Genomic DNA, 26,142 nt, shown 5'->3' with positions numbered 1-26,142 from the left:
TCGTTAAACCAGGTAGTCGCTCAGGGCGCTTTGCACGCACGGTGAATCGAGCAGCGAACTGCTGCGGAAAAACCGCACGATGTTGGCGACCAGCGGATGATGGCGATTGATCGGGAAGGCCAGCCCCGATACTTCGCTCTTGAGTGCCCGACGCGTCACATCGCTGATCTGCAAGGCGTCGATCAAGCGGAAGTCGAAGGACTTCTGGATGTCGTTGGTCAGGTAATGGCCGATGAACACCGGCAGGATTTGCGCGATGCGCTGGCGGTCGTCTTCGCTCGCGGTGTGCCAATAGATGCGCACCAACCGCGCCCAGAACCCGGAGTGACGGCCCTCGTCGAGCAAGTGGTCGGCCATCAGGCCCTTGATCGACTGCTTGACCGTGTCGTCCTTGGCGAACGCCGCGACATCGCCGGTCACCGTGTTTTCGGCGATGGCCACGCAGATCAGCTCCACGGCGCTGCGCAGGTGTTCCGGTGCGAGGGCCACGGCTGCCGGGATGGCACGGCTCAGTTCGATTTCATCCGGCAGTCCGATCGGTACGATGTCGGTCATGGCGACGGTTTGCTGCATGAAATCCATGGCCACCAGGGCGTGGTAATCCTCGTCCACCACCACGGTCATCGCGTCGTAGCGACAGGCAAACGGGAACGCCACGCTGAAGCGGTTTTTGGCGATGCTGCGGGCGGTCTTGTCGACGATCTCGGTTTCGAAAATCACCACGTCGTTGATGAACTTGTAGAGTGTCTGCACCAAGGCGAAATCCCGTTGTTCCGGGCATTCGCGCAGGAAGGTTTCACTCAGCACCAGCGGCTGACGGCTCAGCGGATAGATCAGTTTGTCGTCGTTCTCCAGTACGCGCCGGGGGCGGGTGCGAATGGTCGCGCGGCTCTCCCAGGCATCGGCGAACGATTGGTAGTCGGCAGCGTTCATGCGTTCACCTCTACAACGGGTTCGCTCATGCTCTGGCGCAAACCGTCCCACAGGGCAATGCGGCTTTCCACGGCGGCGATGGCGCTGGCATAAACATCTTCTTCTCGCTGTGGATCGCCATCGACCAGGCGGGCGAGGAGTTTTTCCGCCGCCGGGCCGTGGTCTTCTGAGTCGACCTCGATGTGCCGCTCCAAGTAGTAACGGAAGGTCGGCGCCTGTTCGATGCCGATACCCCAGTCGTCGAGAATCCGCTGGAACATCTGCGGGATGACACTCTCGCGGCCATGCAGAAACGCCGCCGCCACACTGTGCCCCGGTGCATGCATCGCGGTGTGCAAGGTGTGGCGCACGAACTGCGCGGCCGCCGGGTCGACGTCGACGCTTTGCAGTGCCACGTCATAGCTCACGCCTTCTTTTTGCAGCGCCACGAAGCGTTCGACGGCGGCCGTGCTGGCACCGACTTCGCGCATCGCATCCAGGTACAACTCGAAATGGCTGTAGTGACCTTGGGCCGGACGATCATCGGACTCTTCACCGAGCACGATCTCGTTGATCAACCGCGCGGCCTGAGGATCTCGTGGCGGCAGCCAGGGCAGTTGAACGCAGGTCAGTTCCTGTTGCAGGCGCTTGGTCAGCGACATGAAATCCCACACCGCAAACACATGGGTTTCCATAAAGCGTTGAAGGACCGATAACGAATGTATTTCAGAGAAGATCGGGTGCGCACTAAGTTCTGCTTTCTTCTGGTTAAGACGATCTTTAGTCGGTTTCATGAGCGAGCCTATAAGTGGTCTGGAATACCGTTGAGGGGGGTGTTGATCAATAGGTGACGGTTGCTAGAAGTTTCTTATTGGCGAACAGGGGCCTCAATTGAATTGATGTTTTTCAGGTGCGTAATCACTAAGTGGTACGTGGCGCCCAGTGTTCATGGGTGGCGGAGAAAAACTAATACACGAATAAAGTTTCGGGCAAGTTATTTTTTAATTAATTTAAAGTTTAACTTTCTCGAGTGCGACAAGTCCCAATAAGACTTTTGTATTAAGTTTTATTTGGGCGTAGTTGCTCCTTTCGACTTATATAGGCCAAAATTTAAATAAAGAGTGAATGCCTCACTCAAAGCAACTTTCTACTGGGTTCATTGATGTGATCTGAGGGGGTGGAAGTTGGCTGGGAGTGACGCCGGTTCTTCCTTTCCCGTGGCAAGACTCCTTCCGTAGGTTCTTGGTGCGTCGACTGTTTCGCGGGAGCGATGCGTCGTCCGTCATTATTTGTTGGCAGCCCAAGAGTGAGCGTAATTCACGGCAGTCGCTATCACCCCCTGCATGATCTGATAGGTGCAATCGTCGGGCTTGAAGATGGCGGGGGCTTTGGGGAACAGGCATGAAATCGCTGCACACCGGTCTGGGGTGCGAACGAAAGGAAGATTTGTGAGTAGATTTGTTCGTCGAGTAATCCAGGTGCGGATCAGCTCAATGTCGCGACAAGCGAAAGCGAGCCATTCAATGGGCTCGCTGGGGGCTGTCGCTGCGGGTTTACTTCGAGGTTTTCCGGCGCTGCGGTTCAGAGCTTTCGAGGTAGTGCGTGATGACTTCGACACCCCGGTTGAGGTGGTTTTCGAGCAATGTCACCGCTCGCTCGACGTCCCGCTCTTCGGCGGCTCGCAATAATGCTCGGTGATCCTCCTGGGACAGTTTGCCCAGGCCCATGGCTTCCAGATTGAAACGCAAGAAGCGCTCCTCTTCGTTCAACCCGTCTTCGACGAGTCTCAGCAGCCGCTTGTTGGGGGCTTTGTGGTACAGCGCCATGTGGAACAGGCGATTGAGCCGGCCGATCTCGGTGTAGTCGTGTTCCGTTTCCAACTCGTCGATATAGCGCTCTGCCTGTTCGAAATCGACGGCTTCAAGCAAGGGGATCGACCGACGCAGGGCTTCGGACTCGAGCAAAATTCGCAGCTCATAGGTTTCTGCCGCATCGCCCTGGACCAGCGGTGCAACCACCGCGCCTTTATGGGCGACCACGTTGAGCAGCGATTGCGCTTCGAGCTGGCGCAAGGCTTCGCGCACCGGCATGCGGCTGACGCCGAACAGGTCGGCAAGGTCTTGCTGACGCAGAGCGATGCCGCAAGGAATGCGACCGTCGAGAATCGCCGCGCGTAGGGTTTCTTCGATCACCGAGCGTGCCAGATGGGCGGGAATCGGCCCGTTGACCTTGATGCTGCTGAGAGGGTTGGGCTTCTGAGTCACAACAAACACACCCTGATCAAATGAAAGGATTTGGATCCAAATGGACACTAGTGACTGCCTGACGGGTTGTCAAACGGGCAAAGGATCGCATTACCCTAAAGTCTAGCGTGCTGGCAATGATCTCACCGTGCCATTGTTTTTTATCGGGCTAACCTGCACCATCGACCGACTCCCACCTGCCTACCCTGGATGCCTCGCATTGGCGGCACGTTTCGCGATCCCTCGGACTTTGCGCTGGCTAGGCTGCGCGCTGCTGCTGGCCGGCGTCATGCTGGGCGGGCTGCATGCCGACTGGGATTTTTCGCTGATCAGCCGCCGCGCGCAGGCACTGTACGGGCCTTTGGGTGAAGGGCAGCAGCGCATCGATGCCTGGCAGCAATTGCTGGCCACGCAGAAGCAGATTGGCGAGCTGGAACAGCTCAACGTGGTCAACCGATTCTTCAACAAACAGATGCGCTACGAAGAAGACATCGACCTGTGGCACGAGGTCGATTATTGGGAAACACCGATCGAAGGCTTATGGAAAGGTGCCGGTGATTGCGAAGACTACGCTATCGCCAAATATTTCAGCCTGCGCCATCTCGGTGTCTCCAGTGACAAGCTGCGCATCACCTACGTCAAGGCTTTGCGCCTGAACCGCGCGCACATGGTCCTGACCTATTACTCGAATCCCGAGGCCATGCCTTTGGTGCTCGACAGCCTGATCGATGCGATCAAGCCCGCCAGCCAGCGAACCGATTTGCTGCCGGTCTACTCTTTCAATGCCGAAGGGTTATGGTTGCCGGGTGCCAAAGGCAACAAAAAGGTTGGAGACACCAAACGCCTGTCCCGCTGGCAGGATGTGTTGAAGAAAATGCAGGCCGAAGGTTTCCCGGTCGAGACGACTAACTAGGAGCACGCGCTCAGATGTCTTTGTTCAAACAGCTGTTGATCGCTATCTGTCTGTTCCTGGTGGTCGCCTTCACCGGCAGCTTCATGGTCAGTCTGGAAAGCTCGCGTACCCAGTACGTCAACCAGTTGCGCTCCCATGCCCAGGACGCCGCCACGGCGTTGGCGCTGTCCCTGACGCCGAACATCGACGACCCGGCGATGGTCGAGTTGCTGGTCAGTTCGATCTTCGACAGCGGTTATTACGCGAGCATCCGCGTGGTCGATCTGGCCAACGACAAGACGATTGTCGAGCGCAGCGGCATCCCGGCGGTCACCAACGTGCCGGACTGGTTCGTCAAACTGATCGGCCTGGAACCGGCCGGTGGCGACGCGCTTGTCAGCCGTGGCTGGGAGCAGGCCGCGCGGGTCGAGGTGGTCAGCCATCCGATGTTCGCGTTGGCCAAGCTGTGGCAGAGCGCATTGGGCAGCCTCGGCTGGTTGCTGATCTGCGGCGCGGTGAGTGCGGTGTTGGGCGCGCTGTTGCTGCGCCGACAACTGAAGCCGCTGGATTACATGGTCAAGCAATCTCACGCGATTGCTCGCCGCGAATTCCTCAGCCTGCCGGAACTGCCGCGCACCCCGGAACTGCGTCGGGTGGTGCAGGCCATGAACCAGATGGTCGAGAAGCTCAAGGCGCTGTTCCAGGAACAGGCCGAACGCAGTGAAAAACTGCGGGCCGAGTCCTATCAGGACAACCTGACCGGCCTGGCCAACCGACGCTATTTCGAAATGCAATTGAACGCGCGAGTGAGTAATCCTGAGCAGGCCAGTTCCGGCTATTTGCTGCTGCTGCGGGTCAAGGATCTGGCTGGTTTGAACCAACGGCTGGGTGGTCAGCGCACCGATGAATTGTTGAAAGCGGTGGGCGAGCAGTTGTCCCGTGAGTGCGCCAAGTACCCGGAAACCCAGAACCTTGTGACGCGCATTCGGGGTGGTGAATTCGCCGTGCTGGCGCCGGGGCTGGTGCGCGAAGAAGCGCTGCAACTGGCGAGTAACCTAGAAAGCGCCTTGGCGAGCCTGCATGCGACGGGCGCCACGGACGTGGCGTCGGTGGCCTCGATCGGACTGGCGCCGTTTGCCCATGGCGACTCGCCGCAAGCGGTGATCGGGTTGGCGGATCAGGCACTGGCCCAGGCGGAAAGTCAGGGCGAACCTAGCTGGGCGTGCCTCGATCACAGTGCATCGGCCCGGGTTGGCGAGGACCACCATGCCTGGCACACCTTGTTGGATCAGGCGTTGGATCAGCAGCGTTTCGAGCTGTACTTCCAGCCGGTGGTGGCCAGCCACGACACGCAGGTGGTGCTGCATTACAAAGTGCTGTCGCGCCTGCTCGATGAGCAGGACCAGACCATTCCCGCCGGGCGTTTCCTGCCCTGGCTCGAGCGTTTCGGCTGGACCGCGCGGCTGGACCGTTTGATGCTGGAACTGGTGCTCGAGCAGATGGCCGACCATGAAGAGTCGCTGGCGCTGAACCTGTCTTCGGCGACACTGGCGGATCCGCAGGCGCTGAACAAGGTGTTCGAGATTCTGCGTCAGCATTCGAATCTGGGGGAACGATTGACCCTGGAAATCGGCGAAGAACAATTGCCTGAGCAAGCGGTGCTGGAACAGCTGACGCGGCGTCTGCGCGAGCTTGGATTTTCGCTGAGCCTGCAGCGTTTTGGTGGACGCTTCAGCATGATCGGCAATTTGGCGCGGCTGGGGTTGGCGTATCTGAAGATCGACGGCAGTTACATCCGGGCGATTGATCAGGAGAGCGACAAGCGCCTGTTCATCGAGGCGATTCAGCGGGCGGCGCATAGCATTGATCTGCCGTTGATTGCCGAGCGGGTCGAGACCGAAGGGGAGTTGGCGGTGATTCGTGAGATGGGGTTGTATGGGGTTCAGGGGCAACTCTTTGGTGAGCCTAAGCCTTGGCGGTGAGGCTGATACCGTCATCGCGGGCAAGCCCGCTCCCACAGGATTTGTGTGGTACCACAATCCTGCGTTCACCTCCGCCCCTGTGGGAGCGGGCTTGCCCGCGATGGCGCCCGTGCGGACACCGATTATTCCGGTAGCAAAGTCCTAGGAGATTTCCTTCAAGTTGTAGCGGTGTTGGTGAACTTGTTCCGGCTGAAATCCAAGGCTAGTCTGGCTTTGTCACCGAATAATCGGTGACACGGACGTGCAAGTCCGACCAAACTGTTTAGGTAGCGTGCTGCCATTCCTTTCAATGAACATTTCGATGTTCACTGCTTTATGGCGGCTGCGCGCAGGAGATCCTCGGATCTGCTGGGTGTCCTAAACAGTCCCGGTCTTGCACACCTGCGCACGGCCGCCACCCTATTCGCGTGCAAGCGAACGGTGACGGCTCCAACTTACTGTTTAGGGTATTTCTTATGTTCAAAGTAACGCCGAATCCGCCAGATGATTCTGGTACCTCAGCATCAAACGAACCCCCCAAATCCCGCAACGGGCGCCTCTTCACCGTCTCCCCCGACATCGACACCGAAGCCCTTCTGGCCAACGCCTCCGAAGACCTACTCTCCATCAGCGCCATCGCCGCCGACCTGGCGGATGATGTGGAAGGCTCACGACGATCCATAGCTTTGGCACTCAGCCGAATGGCCGATGGGGTTCATTTACTGGTGGAACGAGCGCTGGATCACCTTGAATCGCCGCAGATGCAGGCTCGGGCCGAGGTTTAGCAGTTAAATCTGCGACATGATCGTTGATCGTTCCCACGCTCTGCGTGGGAATGCAGCCCGTGACGCTCCGCGTCACAACAGTGTCAGGCGCAACGTCGGCGGTGAGGCTGGAACGCGGAGCGTCCCTTGAGGCATTCCCACGCAGAGCGTGGGAACGATCGGCGTCGGGCGTTAGATCAACCCCGTCTCATCATCATCGATCAACTGGCTCAACCCGCCCAACGCTTCACGGGCCTGGGTCCGGTCCATCAGCTTGGCTTGTGCGGCGGCCGGCAGGTCGGTGACGCGGATCACGCCTTTTTGGGTCAGCACCTGAATCAAGTCATCGAGTACCCGGATCATTTCCAGGTCGCTCTGCTTGAGCTGTTTGAGGCTGGTCTCCACCACTTCGTGGGCGTACCAGGCCTGGATTTCATGATTATCAGCCGGCAGCGTTTCCGTGGCCTCGGCGTACGCCGTGGCTTCCACGCGCACCAACTGACCTTGTGCATCGCGTTGCACGTAAAACATTGAGCATCCCTCGGAAATAGACCAGCGTCGTGCTGTCAGCAGCATAGGTCAACGCAGGCGAGTATGCGGTGCGACGACGAAATCGTCACCCGTGAGGTGGACGCAAACGTAACGGCCGCCCGGTTTGGGCGGCCGTTAGCCTGCGGATCAGCTGTTGTTGTGATCGATCTTGATGGTCGGATCACTGCCGGCGATCAACGAGTTGATGCTGGCGCTGGACCAATTACTACCTTCCAGTTTGATCGTCACGTCCGGGGTGGCCGCTGCAGCGTCGGCGCCATTGAACTTGCCGCCAGAGCTGACTTGCAGAGACGACACACCGTCCACAGTGGTGATCTTCAGGAAGTTATCAATGGTGCTGCCGCTTTCGCCCTGCAACAGATCACGCAGGTCGATGCGATCGCCTTCGCTGGCCTTGAAGTCCTTGATCACGTCGCTGCCGGTGTCGCCAGCCTTCCAGATGAAGGTGTCGGCACCCGAACCGCCAATCAGGAGGTCGTTGCCTATGCCGCCGGTCAACGAGTCATTGCCGCTGCCACCGAGCAGGATGTCATTGCCCTTGCCGCCGTCGAGGAGGTCGTTGCCACCCTGGCCGAAAAGAATGTCTTTGCCGGCGCCACCCAGCAGCGTGTCGTTACCGTCGTGGGCCCCGGACACGTCGAACGCGGTGTAGTGCTCGGTGATGAACTGGTGCACGTTGCTGGTGGTGACTTTGCTGACATCGACGCCGGTCTGCTGGGCCACGAACGCCTGCATGGCCTGATAACCCTCGCCGGCAATGCCATTGAAGCTCACCAGATCGCCGAACAGGATGTCGTTGCCGTCACCGCCATTGACCGTGTCGGCGCCTGGCATCGTCGCTTCGGTATGGCCGATGATCGAGTTGGCCAGGTCTTTCGGGTCAATGTTGGTTTGTGGCGTCTGATCCGAGTCGTACGGCTTGAGGTCGCTGAGAGTGACGTCCTTGTTCAGGCCGATGGCTTCTACCGTCGAGACGTTGCTCAGCAACGTGAAGCTGCTGGTGGAGTTGTCGATGGCAGTGGAATCGGTATAGCTGCCGGTGCCATCGCGATAGGACAGTTCGTACGTGCCGTTACCTTCGGCATGGAGGGTACCCAGTTCGGTACTGCTCCAGCGCCCCGAGTTTTTCAGAGTCAGCAGCGTGACGTTGCCGGCGCTGTCGATGGTCAGGGAATGAGTGCTGTCCAAGGCTTCGGAATAGGTCTGTCCCAACTTGTAGTTGGTGGTGGTGATGACGTCATCGAGCTTCACGTTGCCGAACAAGGTCGGGTTGGTTTGCTCGCCGCTCTGGTAGTAGGTCGGCTTGCCGTCAGTGATGAAGTACGTGAGGTTCTTCGCACCGGTGTTGGCAATCGCGTCGGCACTCTGGAACCAGTTGGCCGTGGTCTTGAACACGTCCTCGTAGTTGGTGCCGCCGCCGGATGACATCGAATCCAGAACGGATTTGAGCAAGGTCAGGGCGTTTGGATCGTTCAGGTTTACCGACACAGACTTGTTGACCTGGTTATCGAAATCCACCAGGAAGATATTCACGGTCCCGGAGTTGCCACCCATGCTTTGCTTGAGCGTGTTGAACACCGCGGTCAGCGAATCCTTGGCGGCGTTGATCGACGTACTGCTCATGCTGCCCGAGCTATCGACCATGAACGCGATGTTGTAGTTGGTGCCCGGCACCACGGTCAGCCCGCCGATGTCGGCGATGATGATGTCGTTGCCGTCGGTGCCGGTGATGGTGTCATCGGCAGCGGTGGCGGTGATGGCGTTGTATACCGCCGGATAAACCGTAACGGGGATCTGTGCGGTGCTTGGCGCCGAACCACCCAGCGCTTCGGTGGATGTCGAGGTAACGGTCAGGGTGAACTGGCCGTTGTAGTACGGCGGCGGGGTGACGGTCAGCGTGCCGAGGTTCCAGCCGGTGACGTTGGTTTCGCCGTTGGTCGCGGTAGCGGTGAAGGTGTGGCCCGCGCCATCGGTGAGCACCGAGCCCGCCGGGATGCCGCTGATCTTCACGCTCAGGCTTTCGGAGCCGTCGGTGTCGGTCAGTGCCGTTTTGATTGCGGACAAGTGAACGCTGGTGCCTTCGGCGCCTTCGTTGAGTTTGTAGCCGTCATAGTAGCCTTCGCCATTGGTGCCGTGCAGATCGGACACTGTCACGCCAGAAGCCGCCAGATCGGCCACGCCGGTGTACAGCGGCACGCCGGCGCTGCTCAGGTCGACCGCCGCACCGCCGTTGACCGACAGGTTGACGTCATAGCTGCCCGGACCTTTCTGGTTATGGTGGTAAATATCCAGGGTGTAATAACCGCTGGTGGTCGGGGTGAACGAACCGTTCAGGTTACCGCCTGCGCCCCACGTGGTTGCGGCCACGTTTTTACCGCCGATGGTCACCAACAGGCTGTCGTCACCGGTACCGCTGAAGGTGTAAGTCTTGCCGGCTTCGAGGTAAATCAGGCCGGACGTTTTCGAGGCCGTCCCGACCGCGACGCTGCCGTCGGACTGAACGTTGGTCACGGTGCCGCTGGAGTTCGGTGTACCCGCGCCGTCGATGACCGATTTCAGCGTGCCGGAAGACGCGCCGTTGCCATCGGTGCCGAGGCCCGACAGACCGGTCCAGACTTCCTTGATCAGGCCGGTCGACTTGACACTGTTGTCCGCGACGCTCAGGGAGGGCGCGTCGGCAACCGGCGTGATGTCGATTTTCACCGTGCCAGTGTTGCCCAGCAGTTGACCGTCGGTTGGCTGAAACTTGATCTGCGCGTAGTCCGCCTGGTTATTGCCCACGTTGGTGCCGCCGTAGCCATCGACGCCCGATTCGTTGGCATCTGGCGTGAAGCGCAATTTGCCAGCGTCGATGTCGGCCTTGCTGAAGGTCTGGTTGGTCGCCACGTCTTTCCAGGTCGCACCGTCCAGGTATTGCAATTTACCTTCGCCCGGCAACTGAGTGATTTTCACCCCCAGGTTGGCGGACGGGCTGTCGACATCGCTGATGCCGAAGGTCGACCAGCCGAGAATCAGCGGGGTGTCTTCAGTGCCAGTGACATTAACCGGTGCGGCGGTCGGCGAGTCGTTAACGGCGACCACGTTGACGGTGGTGGTCGCGGTGTTGGAGTAGTTGCTGCCATCGGTCACCGTCACGGTGATGATCCGCGGCACGGTGCTCGGGTCATCACTGCTGTTGGTGAAGCTGATGTTTTTGATCTGCTGCATGTAGTCGGCCAGCGTCGCGTTGCCCGACAGGGTCAGGGTAACCGTGCCGTCCTGGCTGTTGGCGTTGATGCTGATGCCATTGACGCTATTGCCCAGGTTCAGCGCGTCGCCCGGCTGACGATTGGTCAGCACGATGGTGGCGCCGGTCAGCATCGTGCTGTCCGGGTCGGTGATTTTCAGGTCGGTGTCGCCGATCGAGACGCCCTGGCCAGTGGTGCCTTCAGTGAAGGTCACGTTGTAGTTGGCCCCGGTGGCTCCGCTGGAGTTGTTGGCATCCAGGTCGAGAACCGGCGCTGCATCGTTGTCGATGATCGAGGTGCTGACGCTGCCGTTGGAAGCGCTGACCGCGAGGTGTTCGAAGTTGCCGCCAGTGGCCGAGTCGATCTTGACCACGAAGTTCTCGGTGCCTTCGGTGAGCTTGTCGTCCAGTGTCGCGACGTTGAAGCTCGCACTGCTGGCGCCCGCCGGGATTTTCACGGTGTACACGCCGGTGAAATCCGAACCGTCGGCAGCGGTGCCGCTGTAGACGATTTTCAGGGTCACTTCGGTCTGTGCCGGGTGAGTCAGGCTGACGGTGTAGCTGGCGGTCTGGCCTTCGGTGACCGAGGTACTGCCACTGATGCTGACTTCGGTTTTGTCGATCGTGTCGGTGACGGTGGTGACTGCCGCTGTGTTGCTGGTGACCAGATTTTCGAAGTTGCCACCGGTGGCGGTGGAGATGGTCGCCTGGACAGTGCCGGCGTCTTTATAGACGTCGTCCTTCGGCGCATCGACAGTCACGGTGCCAGTGGTTTTGCCGGCGTCGATGGTGATCACGGCGCCGTTGCTCAGCGTGACGGTCACTGGTGTGCCGGCGGCATTGGTCAGGGTGGCGGTGTAAACGATGGATCCGCCTTCAGCCACGGAGTCGGTCGCGCTCAGGCTGAGGGCGGTGGTGCTCGCGGTATCGGTCACCGAGGTGTCGGCCGATTTGCCGTCAACGTCCAGCTTCTCGTAGTTGCCGCCCTTCGCATCGTCGATCTTGACGCTCAGGGAGCTGCCGCCGTTCAGGGCATCGTTTGGTGCGGTGAAGTTGACGCTGGCGCTGCTTGAGCCGACCGGGATGGTGATGGTCTGGCCGTTGGACAGGGTCACAACGACTGACGAGCCGGTGACAGGTGCGGAGACGGACGCGGTGTAAACCACGGTGCCGCCTTCAGCCACAGTGCTGGTCGCAGTGAGGTTCACGGTTGAGGTGTCGATGGTGTCAGTCACCGCGGTGACCGCAGCCGCTGGATTGGTCGCCAGGTTCTCGAAATTGCCGCCGGTGGCGGTGGAGATGGTTGCCTGGACAGTACCGGCGTCTTTGTAGACGTCATCTTTTGGCGCATCGACAGTCACGCTGCCGATAGTCGCACCGGCGGCGATGGTGATCACGGCGCCGTTGCTCAGCGTGACGGTCACTGGTGTGCCGGCGGCATTGGTCAGGGTGGCGGTGTAAACGATGGATCCGCCTTCAGCCACGGAGTCGGTCGCGCTCAGGCTGAGGGTGGTGGTGCTCGCGGTATCAGTCACCGAGGTGTCGGCCGACTTGCCGTCAACGTCCAGTTTCTCGTAGTTGCCGCCCTTGGCGTCGTCGATCTTCACGCTCAGGGAGGTGCCGCCGTTCAGGGCATCGTTCGGTGCGGTGAAGTTGACGCTGGCGCTGCTTGAGCCAACCGGAATGGTAATGGTCTGGCCGTTGGACAGGGTGACGACCACTGGCGAGCCGGTGACCGGCGCTGACACGGACGCGGTGTAAACCACGGTGCCGCCTTCAGCCACAGTGCTGGTCGCAGTGAGGTTCACGGTTGAGGTGTCGATGGTGTCAGTCACCTCGGTGACCGCAGCCGCTGGATTGGTCGCCAGGTTTTCAAAATTGCCGCCGGTGGCGGTGGAGATGGTTGCCTGGACAGTACCGGCGTCTTTGTAGACGTCATCTTTTGGCGCATCGACAGTCACGCTGCCGATAGTCGCACCGGCGGCGATGGTGATCACGGCGCCGTTGCTCAGCGTGACGGTCACTGGTGTGCCGGCGGCATTGGTCAGGGTGGCGGTGTAAACGATGGATCCGCCTTCAGCCACGGAGTCGGTCGCGCTCAGGCTGAGGGTGGTGGTGCTCGCGGTATCAGTCACCGAGGTGTCCGCCGACTTGCCGTCAACGTCCAGTTTCTCGTAGTTGCCGCCCTTCGCATCGTCGATCTTCACGCTCAGGGAGGTGCCGCCGTTCAGGGCATCGTTTGGTGCGGTGAAGTTGACGCTGGCGCTGCTAGACCCGACCGGGATGGTGATGGTCTGGCCGTTGGAGAGTGTGACGACCACTGGTGAACCGGTGACCGGCGCTGACACGGACGCGGTGTAAACCACGGTGCCGCCTTCGGCCACAGTGCTGGTCGCGGTGAGGTTTACGGTCGAGGTGTCGATGGTGTCAGTCACCTCGGTGACCGCCGCTGCGGAATTGGTCGCCAGGTTTTCGAAGTTGCCGCCGGTGGCGGTGGAGATGGTTGCCTGGACAGTGCCGGCGTCTTTGTAGACGTCGTCCTTCGGCGCATCGACGGTCACGGAGCCGGTAGTTTTACCCGCTTCGATGGTGATAACGGCGCCGTTGCTCAGCGTCACGGTCACCGGAGTGCCGGCGGTATTGGTCAGGGTCGCGGTGTAAACAATCGACCCGCCTTCAGCGACCGAGTCGGTAGCGCTCAGGCTGAGAGTAGTGGTATCCGCGGTGTCGGTCACCGAGGTGTCGGCCGACTTGCCGTCGACTTCCAGCTTCTCGTAATTACCGCCCGTTGCGCCGTCAATCTTGACGCTCAGGGAGCTGCCGCCCGCCAAGGGGCTGTTTGGCGCGACAAAGTTCACGCTGCCGGTGGTTTCGCCTACCGGGATGGTGATGATCTGACCGTTCGACAGGGTCACAACCACGGGCGAACCGGTGACCGGTGCGCTGACGGACGCGGTGTAGACCACCGTCTCGCCTTCAGCGACGCTCGATGTGGCACTCAACGAAATGGTGCTGGTATCAATGGTGTCGTTGATGGTGGTCACCGCCGGTGTATCGCTGGCGACCAGGTTCTCGAAGTTGCCGCCGGTCGCGTCTTTGATGGTTGCTTCGACGGTGCCGGCGTCTTTGTAGACGTCGTCTTTTGGCGCATCGACGGTCACGCTGCCGGTGGTGGCGCCAGCGGCGATGGTGATAACGGCGCCGTTGCTCAGCGTCACGGTCACCGGAGTGCCGGCGGTATTGGTCAGGGTCGCGGTGTAAACAATCGAACCACCTTCAGCGACCGAGTCGGTTGCGCTCAGGCTGAGAGTGGTGGTGCTCGCGGTATCGGTCACCGAGGTGTCGGCCGACTTGCCGTCAACGTCCAGCTTCTCGTAGTTGCCGCCCTTCGCATCGTCGATCTTGACGCTCAGGGAGCTGCCGCCGTTCAGGGCATCGTTTGGTGCGGTGAAGTTGACGCTGGCGCTGCTAGACCCGACCGGGATGGTGATGGTCTGGCCGTTGGAGAGTGTGACGACCACTGGTGAACCGGTGACCGGCGCTGACACGGACGCGGTGTAAACCACGGTGCCGCCTTCAGCCACAGTGCTGGTCGCAGTGAGGTTCACGGTTGAGGTGTCGATGGTGTCAGTCACCTCGGTGACCGCAGCCGCTGGATTGGTCGCCAGGTTTTCAAAATTGCCGCCGGTGGCGGTGGAGATGGTTGCCTGGACAGTACCGGCGTCTTTGTAGACGTCATCTTTTGGCGCATCGACAGTCACGCTGCCGATAGTCGCACCGGCGGCGATGGTGATCACGGCGCCGTTGCTCAGCGTGACGGTCACTGGTGTGCCGGCGGCATTGGTCAGGGTTGCGGTGTAAACGATCGAACCACCTTCAGCGACCGAGTCGGTTGCGCTCAGGCTGAGAGTGGTGGTGCTCGCGGTATCAGTCACCGAGGTGTCCGCCGACTTGCCGTCGACGTCCAGTTTTTCATAGTTACCGCCCTTCGCATCGTCGATCTTGACGCTCAGGGAGCTGCCGCCGTTCAGGGCATCGTTTGGTGCGGTGAAGTTGACGCTGGCGCTGCTCGACCCGACCGGGATGGTGATGGTCTGGCCGTTGGAGAGTGTGACGACCACTGGTGAACCGGTCACCGGCGCAGAGACCGAAGCGGTGTAAACCACGGTTTCGCCTTCGGCGACATTCGCAGTGGCTGTCAGCGAAACGGTGCTGGTGTCGATGGTGTCGTTGACGGTGGTCACCGCCGGTGTATCGCTGGCGACCAGGTTCTCGAAGTTGCCGCCGGTCGCGCCTTTGATGGTTGCTTCGACGGTGCCGGCATCTTTGTAGACGTCGTCTTTTGGCGCATCGACAGTCACGAAGCCGGTGGTTTTGCCCGCTTCGATGGTGATCACGGCGCCATTCGACAAGGTCACGGTGACCGGCGTGCCAGCCGCATTGGTCAGGGTCGCGGTGTAGATGATCTGGCCGCCCTCATCCACGGCATCGGTCGCGGTCAGCGACAGGTTGGTGGTGTCCTGGGTGTCAGTCACCGAGGTGTCGGCTGATTTGCCGTCAACTTCCAGCTTCTCGTAGTTGCCGCCCGTAGCGCCGTCAATTTTGACGCTCAGGGAGCTGCCGCCCGCCAGGGGGCTGTTTGGTGCGACAAAGTTCACGCTGCCGGTGGTTTCGCCGACCGGGATGGTGATGGTCTGTCCGTTGGACAAAGTGACAACCACCGGCGAACCAGTGACAGGTGAGGTTACGGACGCGGTGTAAACCACGGTTTCGCCTTCGGCGACGTTCGCGGTGGCACTCAGCGAAACGGTGCTGGTATCAATGGTGTCGTTGACGGTGGTCACCGCCGGGGTATCGCTGGCGACCAGGTTCTCGAAATTGCCGCCGGTCGCGCCTTTGATGGTCGCTTCAACGGTGCCGGCGTCTTTGTAGACGTCGTCCTTCGGCGCATCGACGGTCACGGTGCCGGTGGTTTTCCCCGCTTCGATGGTAATCACGGCGCCGTTGCTGAGCGTCACGGTCACTGGTGTACCGGCCGCGTTGCTCAGGGTCGCCGTGTAAGTAATCTGGCCCCCTTCATCCACGGCGCCGGTCGCGGTCAGCGACAGGTTGGTGGTGTCCTGGGTATCAGTCACCGAGGTGTCGGCTGATTTGCCGTCAACTTCCAGCTTCTCGTAGTTGCCGCCCGTAGCGCCGTCGATTTTGACGCTCAGGGAGTTACCACCGGTCAACGCATCGTTTGGCGCAGTGAAATTGACGCTGGCGCTGCTTGAGCCGACCGGGATGGTGATGGTCTGGCCGTTGGACAAAGTGACAACCACCGGCGAACCAGTGACCGGTGAGGTTACGGATGCGGTGTAAACCACCGTCCCGCCTTCGGCGACAGTGGACGTCGCGGTCAGGTTCACGGTCGAGGTGTCGATGGTGTCGGTGACGTCGGTGACCGCAGCCGTTGGGTTGGTCGCCAGGTTTTCGAAGTTGCCGCCTGCGGCATTCTTGATGGTGGCTTCGACCTGACCGGCGTCTTTGTAGACGTCATCTTTTGGTGCATCGACAGTCACGCTGCCGGTGGTAGCGCCAGCGGCGATGGTGATCACGGCGCCGTTGCTCAACGTCACGGTCACCGGAGTGCCGGCGGCATTGGTCAGGGTGGCGGTGTAAACAATGGATCCGCCTTCAGCGACCGAGTCGGTCGCGCTCAGGCTGAGAGTGGTGGTGCTCGCGGTATCAGTCACCGAGGTGTCCGCCGACTTGCCGTCGACTTCCAGCTTCTCGTAGTTGCCGCCCTTGGCGTCGTCGATTTTGACGCTCAACGAGCCGCCACCTGCCAGCGCATCATTCGGCGCGGTGAAGTTGACGCTGCCGCTGCTCGAGCCGACCGGGATGGTGATGGTCTGGCCGTTGGACAAAGTGACAACCACCGGCGAACCAGTGACAGGTGAGGTTACGGACGCGGTGTAAACCACAGTCCCGCCTTCGACGACGCTCGATGTGGCACTCAACGAAACGGTGCTGGTGTCGATGGTGTCGTTGACGGTGGTCACCGCCGGTGTATCGCTGGCGACCAGGTTCTCGAAGTTGCCGCCGGTCGCGCCTTTGATGGTCGCTTCAACGGTGCCGGCGTCTTTGTAGACGTCGTCCTTCGGCGCATCGACGGTCACGGTGCCGGTGGTTTTACCCGCTTCGATGGTAATCACGGCGCCGTTGCTGAGCGTCACGGTCACTGGTGTACCGGCCGCGTTGCTCAGGGTCGCCGTGTAAGTAATCTGGCCCCCTTCATCCACGGCGCCGGTCGCGGTCAGCGACAGGTTGGTGGTGTCCTGGGTATCAGTCACCAAGGTGTCGGCTGATTTGCCGTCAACTTCCAGCTTCTCGTAGTTGCCGCCCGTAGCGCCGTCAATTTTGACGCTCAGGGAGCTGCCGCCCGCCAGGGGGCTGTTTGGTGCGACAAAGTTCACGCTGCCGGTGGTTTCGCCGACCGGGATGGTGATGGTCTGGCCGTTGGACAAAGTGACAACCACCGGCGAACCAGTGACAGGTGAGGTTACGGACGCGGTGTAAACCACGGTTTCGCCTTCGGCGACGTTCGCGGTGGCACTCAGCGAAACGGTGCTGGTATCAATGGTGTCGTTGACGGTGGTCACCGCCGGGGTATCGCTGGCGACCAGGTTCTCGAAATTGCCGCCGGTCGCGCCTTTGATGGTCGCTTCAACGGTGCCGGCGTCTTTGTAGACGTCGTCCTTCGGCGCATCGACGGTCACGGTGCCGGTGGTTTTCCCCGCTTCGATGGTAATCACGGCGCCGTTGCTGAGCGTCACGGTCACTGGTGTACCGGCCGCGTTGCTCAGGGTCGCCGTGTAAGTAATCTGGCCCCCTTCATCCACGGCGCCGGTCGCGGTCAGCGACAGGTTGGTGGTGTCCTGGGTATCAGTCACCGAGGTGTCGGCTGATTTGCCGTCAACTTCCAGCTTCTCGTAGTTGCCGCCCGTAGCGCCGTCGATTTTGACGCTCAGGGAGTTACCACCGGTCAACGCATCGTTTGGCGCAGTGAAATTGACGCTGGCGCTGCTTGAGCCGACCGGGATGGTGATGGTCTGGCCGTTGGACAAAGTGACAACCACCGGCGAACCAGTGACCGGTGAGGTTACGGATGCGGTGTAGACCACCGTCCCGCCTTCAGCCACAGTGCTGGTCGCGGTGAGGTTCACGGTCGAGGTGTCGATGGTGTCAGTCACCTCGGTGACCGCAGCCGCCGGATTGGTCGCCAGATTTTCAAAGTTGCCGCCCGCGGCATCCTTGATGGTGGCTTCGACGGTGCCGGCGTCTTTGTAGACGTCGTCTTTCGGTGCGTCGACGGTCACGCTGCCGGTAGTCGCGCCGGCGGCGATGGTGATGACGGCGCCGTTGCTCAGCGTGACGGTCACTGGTGTGCCGGCGGCATTGGTCAGGGTCGCGGTGTAAACGATCGAACCACCTTCAGCGACCGAGTCGGTCGCGCTCAGGCTGAGAGTGGTGGTGCTCGCGGTATCGGTCACCGAGGTGTCGGCTGATTTGCCGTCAACTTCCAGCTTCTCGTAGTTGCCGCCCTTGGCGTCGTCGATCTTCACGCTCAGGGATGTACCGCCGTTCAGGGCATCGTTTGGTGCGGTGAAGTTGACGCTGGCGCTGCTCGACCCGACCGGGATGGTAATGATCTGGCCGTTGGAGAGGGTCACGACGACTGGTGAACCGGTGACCGGTGCGCTGACGGACGCGGTGTAGACCACCGTCCCGCCTTCAGCCACAGTGCTGGTCGCGGTGAGGTTCACGGTCGAAGTGTCGATGGTGTCGGTCACCTCGGTGACCGCTGCCGCCGGGTCAGTCACCAGGTTTTCAAAGTTGCCACCGTCGGCGTCCGTGATGGTCACTTCAACCTTGCCGGCATCTTTATAAACATCATCGGCAGGCGCATCGACGCTCACGCTACCGGTGGTCGCGCCGGCGGCGATGGTGATCACTGCACCGTTGCTCAACGTCACGGTGACCGGCGTACCGGCTGGATTGGTCAACGTCGCGGTGTACAGAATCTGACCACCTTCGGCCACTTCGGTGGAAGCCGACAGGCTCAGACCAGTGTCGTCTTTCGAATCGGTGATGGTAGTGAGTGCCGGTTCGATGCTCGGGGTCAGTTGCTCGAAATTGCCGCCGGTGGTGCCGGTGATCGTGGTGCTGACGGTGCTGCCATTGTTGTAGACGTCGTTGGCCGCGGTGTCGACAGTCACGCTGCCGGTGGTCTTGCCCGCTTCGATGGTAATGACCGAGCCGTTGCTCAAGGTCACGGTCATCGGCGTGCCGGCCGGGTTGGTCAGGGTCGCGGTGTAGGTGATCTGGCCGCCTTCGACGACGCTGCCGGTGGCACTGAGGCTCAGGCCGGTGTTGTCGATCGAATCGGTGATGGTGGTGACGGCCGGCGTGGTGCTCGGTACGAGGTTCTCGAAATTGCCGCCGGTAGCGCCAGTGATCGTGGTGCTGACGGTGCTGCCGTTGTTGTAGACGTCATTGGCCGGGGTGTCGACGTTCACGGAACCGGTGGTTTTACCCGCTTCGATGGTGATGGTCGAACCGTTGGACAAAGTGACGGTGACCGGTGTCTGCGCCGGGTTGGTCAGGGTGGCGGTGTAAGTGATCTGACCGCCTTCGGTCACAGTCGAGCCGGCCGTCAGCGTGACGGTGGTGGTGTCGACCGAATCGGTAATGGTGGTGACGGCCGGGGTCGGGTTCGGCACCAGATTTTCGAAATTGCCGCCGGTAGCGCCCGTAATCGTGGTGCTGACGGTACTGCCGTTGTTGTAGACGTCATTGGCCGGGGTGTCGACGTTCACGGAACCGGTGGTTTTACCCGCTTCGATGGTGATGGTCGAACCGTTGGACAAAGTGACGGTGACCGGTGTCTGCGCCGGGTTGGTCAGGGTGGCGGTGTAAGTGATCTGACCGCCTTCGGTCACAGTCGAGCCGGCCGTCAGCGTGACGGTGGTGGTGTCGACCGAATCGGTAATGGTGGTGACGGCCGGGGTCGGGTTCGGCACCAGATTTTCGAAGTTGCCGCCGGTAGCGCCCGTGATCGTGGTGCTGACGGTGCTGCCATTGTTGTAGACGTCATTGGCCGGCGTCGGAACGTTCACGCTGCCGGTGGTGTTGCCCGCGGCGATGGTGATGGTCGAACCGTTGGACAGGGTCACGGTGACCGGTGTCTGCGCCGGATTGGTCAATGTCGCGGTGTAGGTGATCTGGCCACCTTCGGTGACGGTTGAGCCCGATGTCAGTGTGACCGTTGTGGTGTCGACGGTGTCGGTGACCTGGGTCACGGCCGGAACGGTGGGCGGGGTGACCACGATACCGCTGCCGCCCGTGGTGCCGGTGACGGTCACATTGATCTGGGTTGGATCGTTATAAACAGTGTCGTTGGGTGCCAGCGGAACGTTGACGGTACCGGTGGTTTGGCCGGCTGCAATCACGATCACCGAGCCATTGGACAAGGTGATGGTCAGGTTGGTCAGCGGCGCCTGAGTCAGGGTCGCGGTGTAGACCAGCACGCCGCCGGCCTCGGTGATGGTTGGCGTGGCGCTCAGGCTCAGGGTCGATTCGCGCAGGGCGTTGGTGCTGGTATCGGCAGTCTGGCCGCCGGTGGTGTTTTGTGTTGCCAAAGCGGCAGTGCCGATGCCTGCGGTCGGGAAACCAATGGTCGGGTCGACCCGGCCAGCGGTTGCATCCAGCACCACGAAGCTGTGGCCACCACCGGCAGCACCACCCGTGCCCGCAGCCGTAGGGCCGGCGGCGGTGGCTTCAAGAGCGGTGGTCGGGTCGACGCCAGCGGCGATGGCTTGCTGCAATTCGTCAACCGATGGCGCGGCTTGTGCAGTGGCTTGCGCAAGGTCGGTACTGGAATCCGGGTTGCTGCCGCTCCACTGCGTGTCGCGGCCCAGGTCCAGGGTTCGGCCGTCAGCCAGTTCGAGCGTAATGGCGCCGGCGGCACCGGTGTCTATCTGATCGCCGACGAATAACCGGTCGCCTTCAACGAGTACGCGGCGGACGCCTTCTGGCGACACCGCAAAAACCTGACCAACAATGCTTTTGACGATGGCAACAACACTGCTCATTGAAGACTCTCCGGGTGTCACGTTCAGTTGACTTCCATGAACCGCTCGGCGTGTTCACCGATAGGGGCTGGACGTTGTTACAAAATTCGATACATAACTTTGACGCGTGAATCGTCAATAATTTGGCTATATTTTTTCGAAATTAACTTTATGCCAAACTATTGACCTTCCGGGTGCCATCCTAAACAATCGTCCCGGTAATGTCACATTGATATTTAAGCGGCGACCTGTCCTACAGTGTGTGATCCAGTTCCGATTTTGAACTTTCCGACATGCGGTCATTCCGGTTGCCATCATCCGATGCAGTGCCACGTTCTGCAGTGATTCCAAGACAAGAAGTCCCGGGAAATTCCAACTATGCGTTTGCACCTGTTCAAGGTTCTACCCTTCGCCCTTGCCACCAGCTTTGTTCAGGCACAAAGCCTTCCGCAAGCCATGCAGCAGGCGCTGGATGTCCATCCGGAAATCCAGGCAGGGGTCAACAGTCGATTGGCCGCGGATTATCAGTTAAAGGCCGCCAAAGGGGGATACCTGCCAAGGGTCGATCTGCTGGGCGGTTATGGTCGCGAAGGCACCGACAGCGTCACTACCCGTACCACCGGCAACAACAATCACTGGGAAACGCTGAACCGCAGCGAGTCAAGTTTACGTCTGTCGCAAATGGTTTTTGACGGTTTTGCGACGTCCAGCGAAGTGGGGCGTCAACAAGCCACCGTTAATTCCCGCGCATATTCCTTGATGGGCACGTCGGAACGAACCGGGCTGACCGTCGCTCAGGTCTATCTCGATGTGTTGACCCGTCGCGAATTCGTGCGCCTGGCCGAAGACAATCTGAAGAATCACGAACGGATTCTCGACCAGATCAAGTTGCGCACCCAGCGCGGCGTGGGCAGCGGTGCCGACCTTGATCAGGCTGACGCGCGTATGGCCCAGGCCCGCAACAACCTGATCACTGAACAGACCAACCTGGCGGATGCCGAAACCAACTTCCTCAGCGCCGTCGGCCAGATGCCCGATCAACTGGAGCGGCCTGCCGATTTCATGGCGCTGTTGCCGGCCAACCTGAATGAAGCCCGGGCGCAGATGCTGGAAAACAGCCCGATCCTGCGTTCCGCCGAATCCGATATCGCCGCCGCCGAGAAGCAGTACGAAGCCGCCAAGTCGAGCTTCTACCCGCGCTTCGATGCCGAACTGGGTCGCACCGCCGATAACGATCTCGATGGTCAGAACGGTCACAACAACGAATGGCAGGCCATGCTGCGCATGCGCTTCAATCTGTTCGCCGGTGGCAGCAACAAGGCTGACCTGGAATCCAAGTCCTACCTGTCGAACCAGGCGCTGGATGTTCGCAACAACGCCCTGCGCGTATTGAATGAAGAGCTGGGTCTGGCCTGGAACGCCCTGAACAATGCCAACGCCCAAGTGCCGATCGCCCAGCAATATGTCGATCGCAGCGCCAGTGTACGCAGCGCGTATCAGAAGCAGTTCAGCCTTGGCGAACGCACCTTGCTCGACCTGCTCGACAGTGAAAACGAGCTGTTCAGCGCTTCCCGTCGGCTGGCCGAGATCAAAAACATTCAGTTATTTACTCAGTACCGAATCAAGGCGACCATGGGCGAATTGCTCAAAAGTCAGGGCGTAGTCGCACCGTTGGCATCCGTTGTGCAGAACGACGTGAAGCCCAAGGTTCAGCTGCCCGGGATGAATTGAGTCCTGCCCCATTTTAATCGTTAGCCAAGAGTGTCGAGCGTGGAATCAGAAGTCAGTCGAGTTCAACTCATTCATGATCCGCGCGCGCTGCATGACGATCCGTTACTGGACGGCCTGTTAGCCCTTTGCACTTTGCACCAGAAACCGGCCAGCGCCGCGATGCTGACCACCGGCCTGCCGCTGCCCAAACAACGCCTGAGCGTCGAACTGCTGCCCCGTGCGGCCGCTCGCGCCGGGCTGCAAGGGCGGGTGTTGCAACGCAAGCTGGAGCAGATTCCGGCGATTGCCATGCCGGCGCTGTTGCTGCTCAAGGACGGTCGCAGTGCGGTGCTGCTCGGTTGGCACGGTGAAGACCAGGCCCGCCTGCTGCTCAGCGAAAGCGATGGTGGCGAGGTCTGCGTCAGCCGTGAACTGCTCGCCGACGATTACAGCGGCAAAGTCTTCTTCGCCCAACCCCAACATAAATTCGACGTTAACCACGGCACGCTGATCCCGCGCGCACGCTCGTGGTTTCGCGACACCCTCAAGCGTTCGCGCTGGCTGTATGTCGATGCCATCGCTGCCAGTTTTCTGATCAACATCATTGCCATGGCCGCGCCGCTGTTCGTGATGAATGTCTACGACCGCGTGGTGCCGAACCAGGCCGAGTCGACCCTTTGGGTCCTGGCCATCGGCATTACGGGCGCTTATCTGTTCGACCTGATCCTCAAGAGCCTGCGCAGCTTGTGCCTGGACCTGGCCGGCAAGAAAACCGACCTGATCATCTCCGCGACGTTGTTCGAACGCATCGTCGGCATGGCCATGAAGTACCGCCCGGCTCGGGTCGGCAGCTTCGCCCAGAACATCCATGAGTTTCAGAGCCTGCGGGACTTTCTCGCGTCGCTGACCCTCACCAGCCTGATCGACCTGCCGTTTACGCTGCTGATCTTCATGGTCATCGCGATTCTGGGCGGGCATCTGGTGTGGATTCCGGTGTTGGCGTTCCCGATTGCCTTGCTGATCGGTTATGCCTTGCAGAAACCGCTGGTGGCGACCATGGAACGAACCATGGCCCTGGGCGCCGAGCGCCAGTCGAGCCTGATCGAAACCCTCGCCGGTCTCGATGCGGTGAAGGTCAACAACGCCGAAAGCGAACGCCAGTATCAGTGGGAACAGACCATCGGCACCCTCAGCCGCCTCGAACTGCGGGTGAAAATGCTGTCCGGTCTGGCGATGAACATCACCTTGCTGATTCAGCAACTGGCCGGGGTGATCATGATTGTCTTCGGCGTGTACCAGATCATCGACGGCCATCTGAGCATGGGCGGTTTGATTGCGTGCTACATGCTCAGCGGTCGCGCCCTCAGCCCATTGGCTTCGTTGTCCGGCCTGTTGACCCGCTACCAGCAGGCCCGCGTGACCATGACCTCGGTCGATCAGATGATGGAGCTGCCGCAGGAGCGCAATTTCGAAGAGCGTCCGCTGAGCCGCAAGGTGCTGCAGGGCGCCATTGAATGCCGCCAGTTGAACTTCACTTATCCGGATCAGCAGAACCCCGCGCTGAAGAACATCAACCTGATCATCAAGCCCGGCGAGAAGATCGGCATCATTGGCCGCAGTGGCTCGGGCAAAAGCTCCCTGGCTAAATTGCTGGTGGGCCTCTATCAGCCGGACGACGGCGCGTTGTTGGTGGATGGTGTGGATATCCGTCAGATCGACGTCAGCGAATTGCGCCACAACATCGGCTACGTGCCCCAGGACATTCAATTGCTCGCCGGCACGTTGCGCGACAATTTGGTATCGGGCGCGCGCTATGTCGAAGACGAGCTAGTGCTGCAAGCCGCGGAACTGGCCGGCGTTCATGAGTTCGCCCGTCTGCACCCCCAAGGTTATGAGCTGCAAGTCGGTGAGCGTGGGCAGAACCTCTCCGGCGGTCAGCGTCAGAACGTCGCCCTGGCCCGAGCGCTGCTGCTCAACCCGCCGATCCTGTTGCTGGACGAACCGACCAGCGCCATGGACAACACCGGTGAAGAACGCCTCAAGCAACGCCTCGCTGCAGTGGTTGAAAACAAGACCGTGGTGCTGGTGACGCACCGGGCTTCGCTGTTGTCGCTGGTGGATCGTCTGTTGGTGATCGACCGTGGGCAGATACTCGCCGATGGCCCGAAAGCCGCCGTGATGGAAGCGTTGAAGAAGGGGCAGATCAGTGTTGCTTAAGTCCGGGGTCAAAGATTCCATCCGCCGCTACTTCAAAGGCTCCGCGTCGCTGCAAGGCCAGCCTCTTCCCGAGGTCAACAAAGCGCTGATCGAAGACGCCCCGCGCGTGGTGCGATTGACGATCTGGGCGATCATCGGCTTCTTCGTGTTCCTGATGCTCTGGGCCAACTTCGCGGTGATCGATGAAGTCACCAAGGGCGACGGCAAGGCGATTCCGTCGTCGAAGATCCAGAAAATCCAGAACCTTGAGGGCGGCATCGTCTCCGAGTTGTTCGTCGCTGAAGGGCAGATCGTCGAGGCCGGCGCGCCGCTGATTCGTCTGGACGACACGCGGTTTGCCTCCAACGTCGGTGAAACCGAGGCCGATCGGCTGTCGATGCTGCTGCGTGTGGAGCGCTTGAGCGCCGAGGTCGATGACCGTCCGCTGAACTTCCCCGCCGACGTGCTCAAGGCTGTTCCCACTCAGGCTGCCAGTGAAGAGTCGCTGTACATCAGCCGTCGTCAGCAATTACACGATGAGATCGGTGGCTTGAAGGAGCAGTTGATTCAGCGTCAGCAGGAGCTGCGCGAATTCACCTCCAAACAGGCTCAGTACCGCAGTGGCCTGGCCTTGCAGCGTCAGGAAATCAACATGTCCGAGCCGTTGGTGGCTCAGGGCGCGGTGTCACCGGTTGAGGTTTTGCGCCTCAAGCGTGCCGAGGTCGAAACCCGCGGGCAACTGGACGCCACCACTCTGGCGATCCCGCGCGCCGAATCGGCGATCAAGGAAGTTCAGCGCAAGATTGATGAGACTCGCGGCAAATTTCGCAGCGAAGCCCTGACCCAACTCAACGAAGCACGCACCGACCTGAACAAGGCCAAGGCCACCGGTAAGGCGCTGGAAGACCGGGTCAGCCGGACGCTGGTGACATCGCCGGTGCGCGGCATCGTCAACAAGTTGCTGGTGAACACCATCGGCGGCGTAATCCAGCCGGGCAGCGATCTGGTGGAGATCGTGCCACTGGATGACACCTTGCTGGTGGAAGCCAAAATTCGTCCGCAAGACATCGCCTTCCTGCATCCGGGACAGGACGCCACGGTGAAGTTCACGGCTTACGACTACACCATTTATGGTGGACTGAAGGCCAAGCTGGAGCAGATCGGCGCCGACACCATCACCGACGAAGACAAGAAGACCACGTACTACATCATCAAATTGCGCACCGAGCGCAGCCACCTCGGGACGGATGAAAAACCGTTGCTGATCATCCCGGGGATGGTGGCGTCGGTGGACATCATTACCGGCAAGAAGACCATACTCAGTTATTTGCTCAAGCCGATTATCCGGGCTCGCGCCGAGGCGTTGCACGAGCGGTAATTCTCGAGTGGGGTTGATGGCCTCTTCGCGGGCAAGCCTCGCTCCTACAAGAAATTTGTGAACACACCATCCCCTGTAGGAGCGAGGCTTGCCCGCGAAGGCGCCCTCAAAGACACCACATCTCAATTGCCATATCGTTATTCACTAACGGTATTTAAATTTCAATTCTTATACCTATAAAGTCAATCCCCTG

At 60.4% G+C, this 26,142-nt stretch carries 11 protein-coding genes; 6 read left to right on the top strand and 5 right to left on the bottom strand.

Annotation, left to right across the window (positions count from 1 at the left end; all coding sequences use genetic code 11):
* Positions 1–3 precede the first annotated feature (3 nt).
* From AB4O41_RS16045 to AB4O41_RS16035, 3 genes are all read right to left on the bottom strand, one after another.
* Complete coding sequence (locus AB4O41_RS16045; RefSeq protein ID WP_460143881.1) at positions 4–933, bottom strand: diiron oxygenase; 930 nt, start codon at positions 931–933, stop codon at positions 4–6.
* Positions 930–1,706, bottom strand: coding sequence for a DUF3050 domain-containing protein (locus AB4O41_RS16040; RefSeq protein WP_460143879.1), 777 nt, complete (start codon positions 1,704–1,706; stop codon positions 930–932). The genes AB4O41_RS16045 and AB4O41_RS16040 overlap by 4 nt, the downstream gene beginning before the upstream one ends.
* Positions 1,707–2,465: 759 nt before the next feature.
* Positions 2,466–3,176: a GntR family transcriptional regulator gene (locus AB4O41_RS16035; RefSeq protein ID WP_460143878.1), complete on the bottom strand. Its 711-nt coding sequence runs from the start codon at positions 3,174–3,176 to the stop codon at positions 2,466–2,468.
* Between the two features lie 199 nt (positions 3,177–3,375).
* Between AB4O41_RS16035 and lapG the strand changes: the two genes are divergently transcribed.
* The 3 genes from lapG (at position 3,376) to AB4O41_RS16020 (ending at position 6,793) form a co-directional block, all read left to right on the top strand.
* Positions 3,376–4,068 carry a cysteine protease LapG gene (gene lapG, locus AB4O41_RS16030; protein ID WP_460143877.1) on the top strand — a complete coding sequence of 231 codons (693 nt, stop codon included), beginning with the start codon at positions 3,376–3,378 and terminating at the stop codon, positions 4,066–4,068.
* Between the two features lie 14 nt (positions 4,069–4,082).
* Positions 4,083–6,029, top strand: a complete 1,947-nt coding sequence (gene lapD / locus AB4O41_RS16025; RefSeq protein ID WP_460143876.1) for a cyclic di-GMP receptor LapD — start codon at positions 4,083–4,085, stop codon at positions 6,027–6,029.
* Positions 6,030–6,484: 455 nt separating this feature from the next.
* Positions 6,485–6,793 carry a DUF6124 family protein gene (locus AB4O41_RS16020; RefSeq protein WP_460143875.1) on the top strand — a complete coding sequence of 103 codons (309 nt, stop codon included), beginning with the start codon at positions 6,485–6,487 and terminating at the stop codon, positions 6,791–6,793.
* Positions 6,794–6,964: 171 nt separating this feature from the next.
* On the opposite strand, the gene AB4O41_RS16015 is transcribed toward AB4O41_RS16020, so the two are convergent.
* A complete protein-coding gene (locus tag AB4O41_RS16015) occupies positions 6,965–7,303 on the bottom strand; it encodes a tryptophan synthase subunit beta (RefSeq protein ID WP_460143874.1) in 339 nt (112 codons plus the stop codon).
* 147 nt (positions 7,304–7,450) lie between these two features.
* Positions 7,451–20,686: a retention module-containing protein gene (locus tag AB4O41_RS16010; protein WP_460143873.1), complete on the bottom strand. Its 13,236-nt coding sequence runs from the start codon at positions 20,684–20,686 to the stop codon at positions 7,451–7,453.
* Between the two features lie 357 nt (positions 20,687–21,043).
* Here AB4O41_RS16010 and AB4O41_RS16005 point away from each other — a divergent pair, with 357 nt between their 5' ends.
* From AB4O41_RS16005 to AB4O41_RS15995, 3 genes are read left to right on the top strand one after another with little or no spacing between them, the layout of a single operon-like run.
* Positions 21,044–22,396: a TolC family outer membrane protein gene (locus AB4O41_RS16005; protein WP_460143872.1), complete on the top strand. Its 1,353-nt coding sequence runs from the start codon at positions 21,044–21,046 to the stop codon at positions 22,394–22,396.
* A gap of 39 nt (positions 22,397–22,435) precedes the next feature.
* Positions 22,436–24,592, top strand: coding sequence for a type I secretion system permease/ATPase (locus AB4O41_RS16000; RefSeq protein WP_460143871.1), 2,157 nt, complete (start codon positions 22,436–22,438; stop codon positions 24,590–24,592).
* Entirely contained in the window at positions 24,582–25,949 is a 1,368-nt protein-coding gene (locus tag AB4O41_RS15995; protein WP_460143870.1) for an HlyD family type I secretion periplasmic adaptor subunit, read from the top strand. The genes AB4O41_RS16000 and AB4O41_RS15995 overlap by 11 nt, the downstream gene beginning before the upstream one ends.
* Positions 25,950–26,142: the final 193 nt, after the last annotated feature.

Source organism: Pseudomonas sp. S2_A02, from assembly GCF_054668495.1.
The sequence above is the reverse complement of the archived record's forward strand: the minus strand, read 5'-3'. Positions and strand labels throughout refer to the sequence as shown.

What these genes read in the sequence shown, in the direction of transcription:
- AB4O41_RS16045 (WP_460143881.1), bottom strand. Translation starts at nt 933, where the DNA reads ATGAACGCTGCCGACTACCAATCGTTCGCCGATGCCTGGGAGAGCCGC.
- AB4O41_RS16040 (WP_460143879.1), bottom strand. Translation starts at nt 1,706, where the DNA reads ATGAAACCGACTAAAGATCGTCTTAACCAGAAGAAAGCAGAACTTAGT.
- lapD (WP_460143876.1), top strand. Translation starts at nt 4,083, where the DNA reads ATGTCTTTGTTCAAACAGCTGTTGATCGCTATCTGTCTGTTCCTGGTG.
- AB4O41_RS16020 (WP_460143875.1), top strand. Translation starts at nt 6,485, where the DNA reads ATGTTCAAAGTAACGCCGAATCCGCCAGATGATTCTGGTACCTCAGCA.
- AB4O41_RS16015 (WP_460143874.1), bottom strand. Translation starts at nt 7,303, where the DNA reads ATGTTTTACGTGCAACGCGATGCACAAGGTCAGTTGGTGCGCGTGGAA.
- AB4O41_RS16010 (WP_460143873.1), bottom strand. Translation starts at nt 20,686, where the DNA reads ATGAGCAGTGTTGTTGCCATCGTCAAAAGCATTGTTGGTCAGGTTTTT.
- AB4O41_RS16005 (WP_460143872.1), top strand. Translation starts at nt 21,044, where the DNA reads ATGCGTTTGCACCTGTTCAAGGTTCTACCCTTCGCCCTTGCCACCAGC.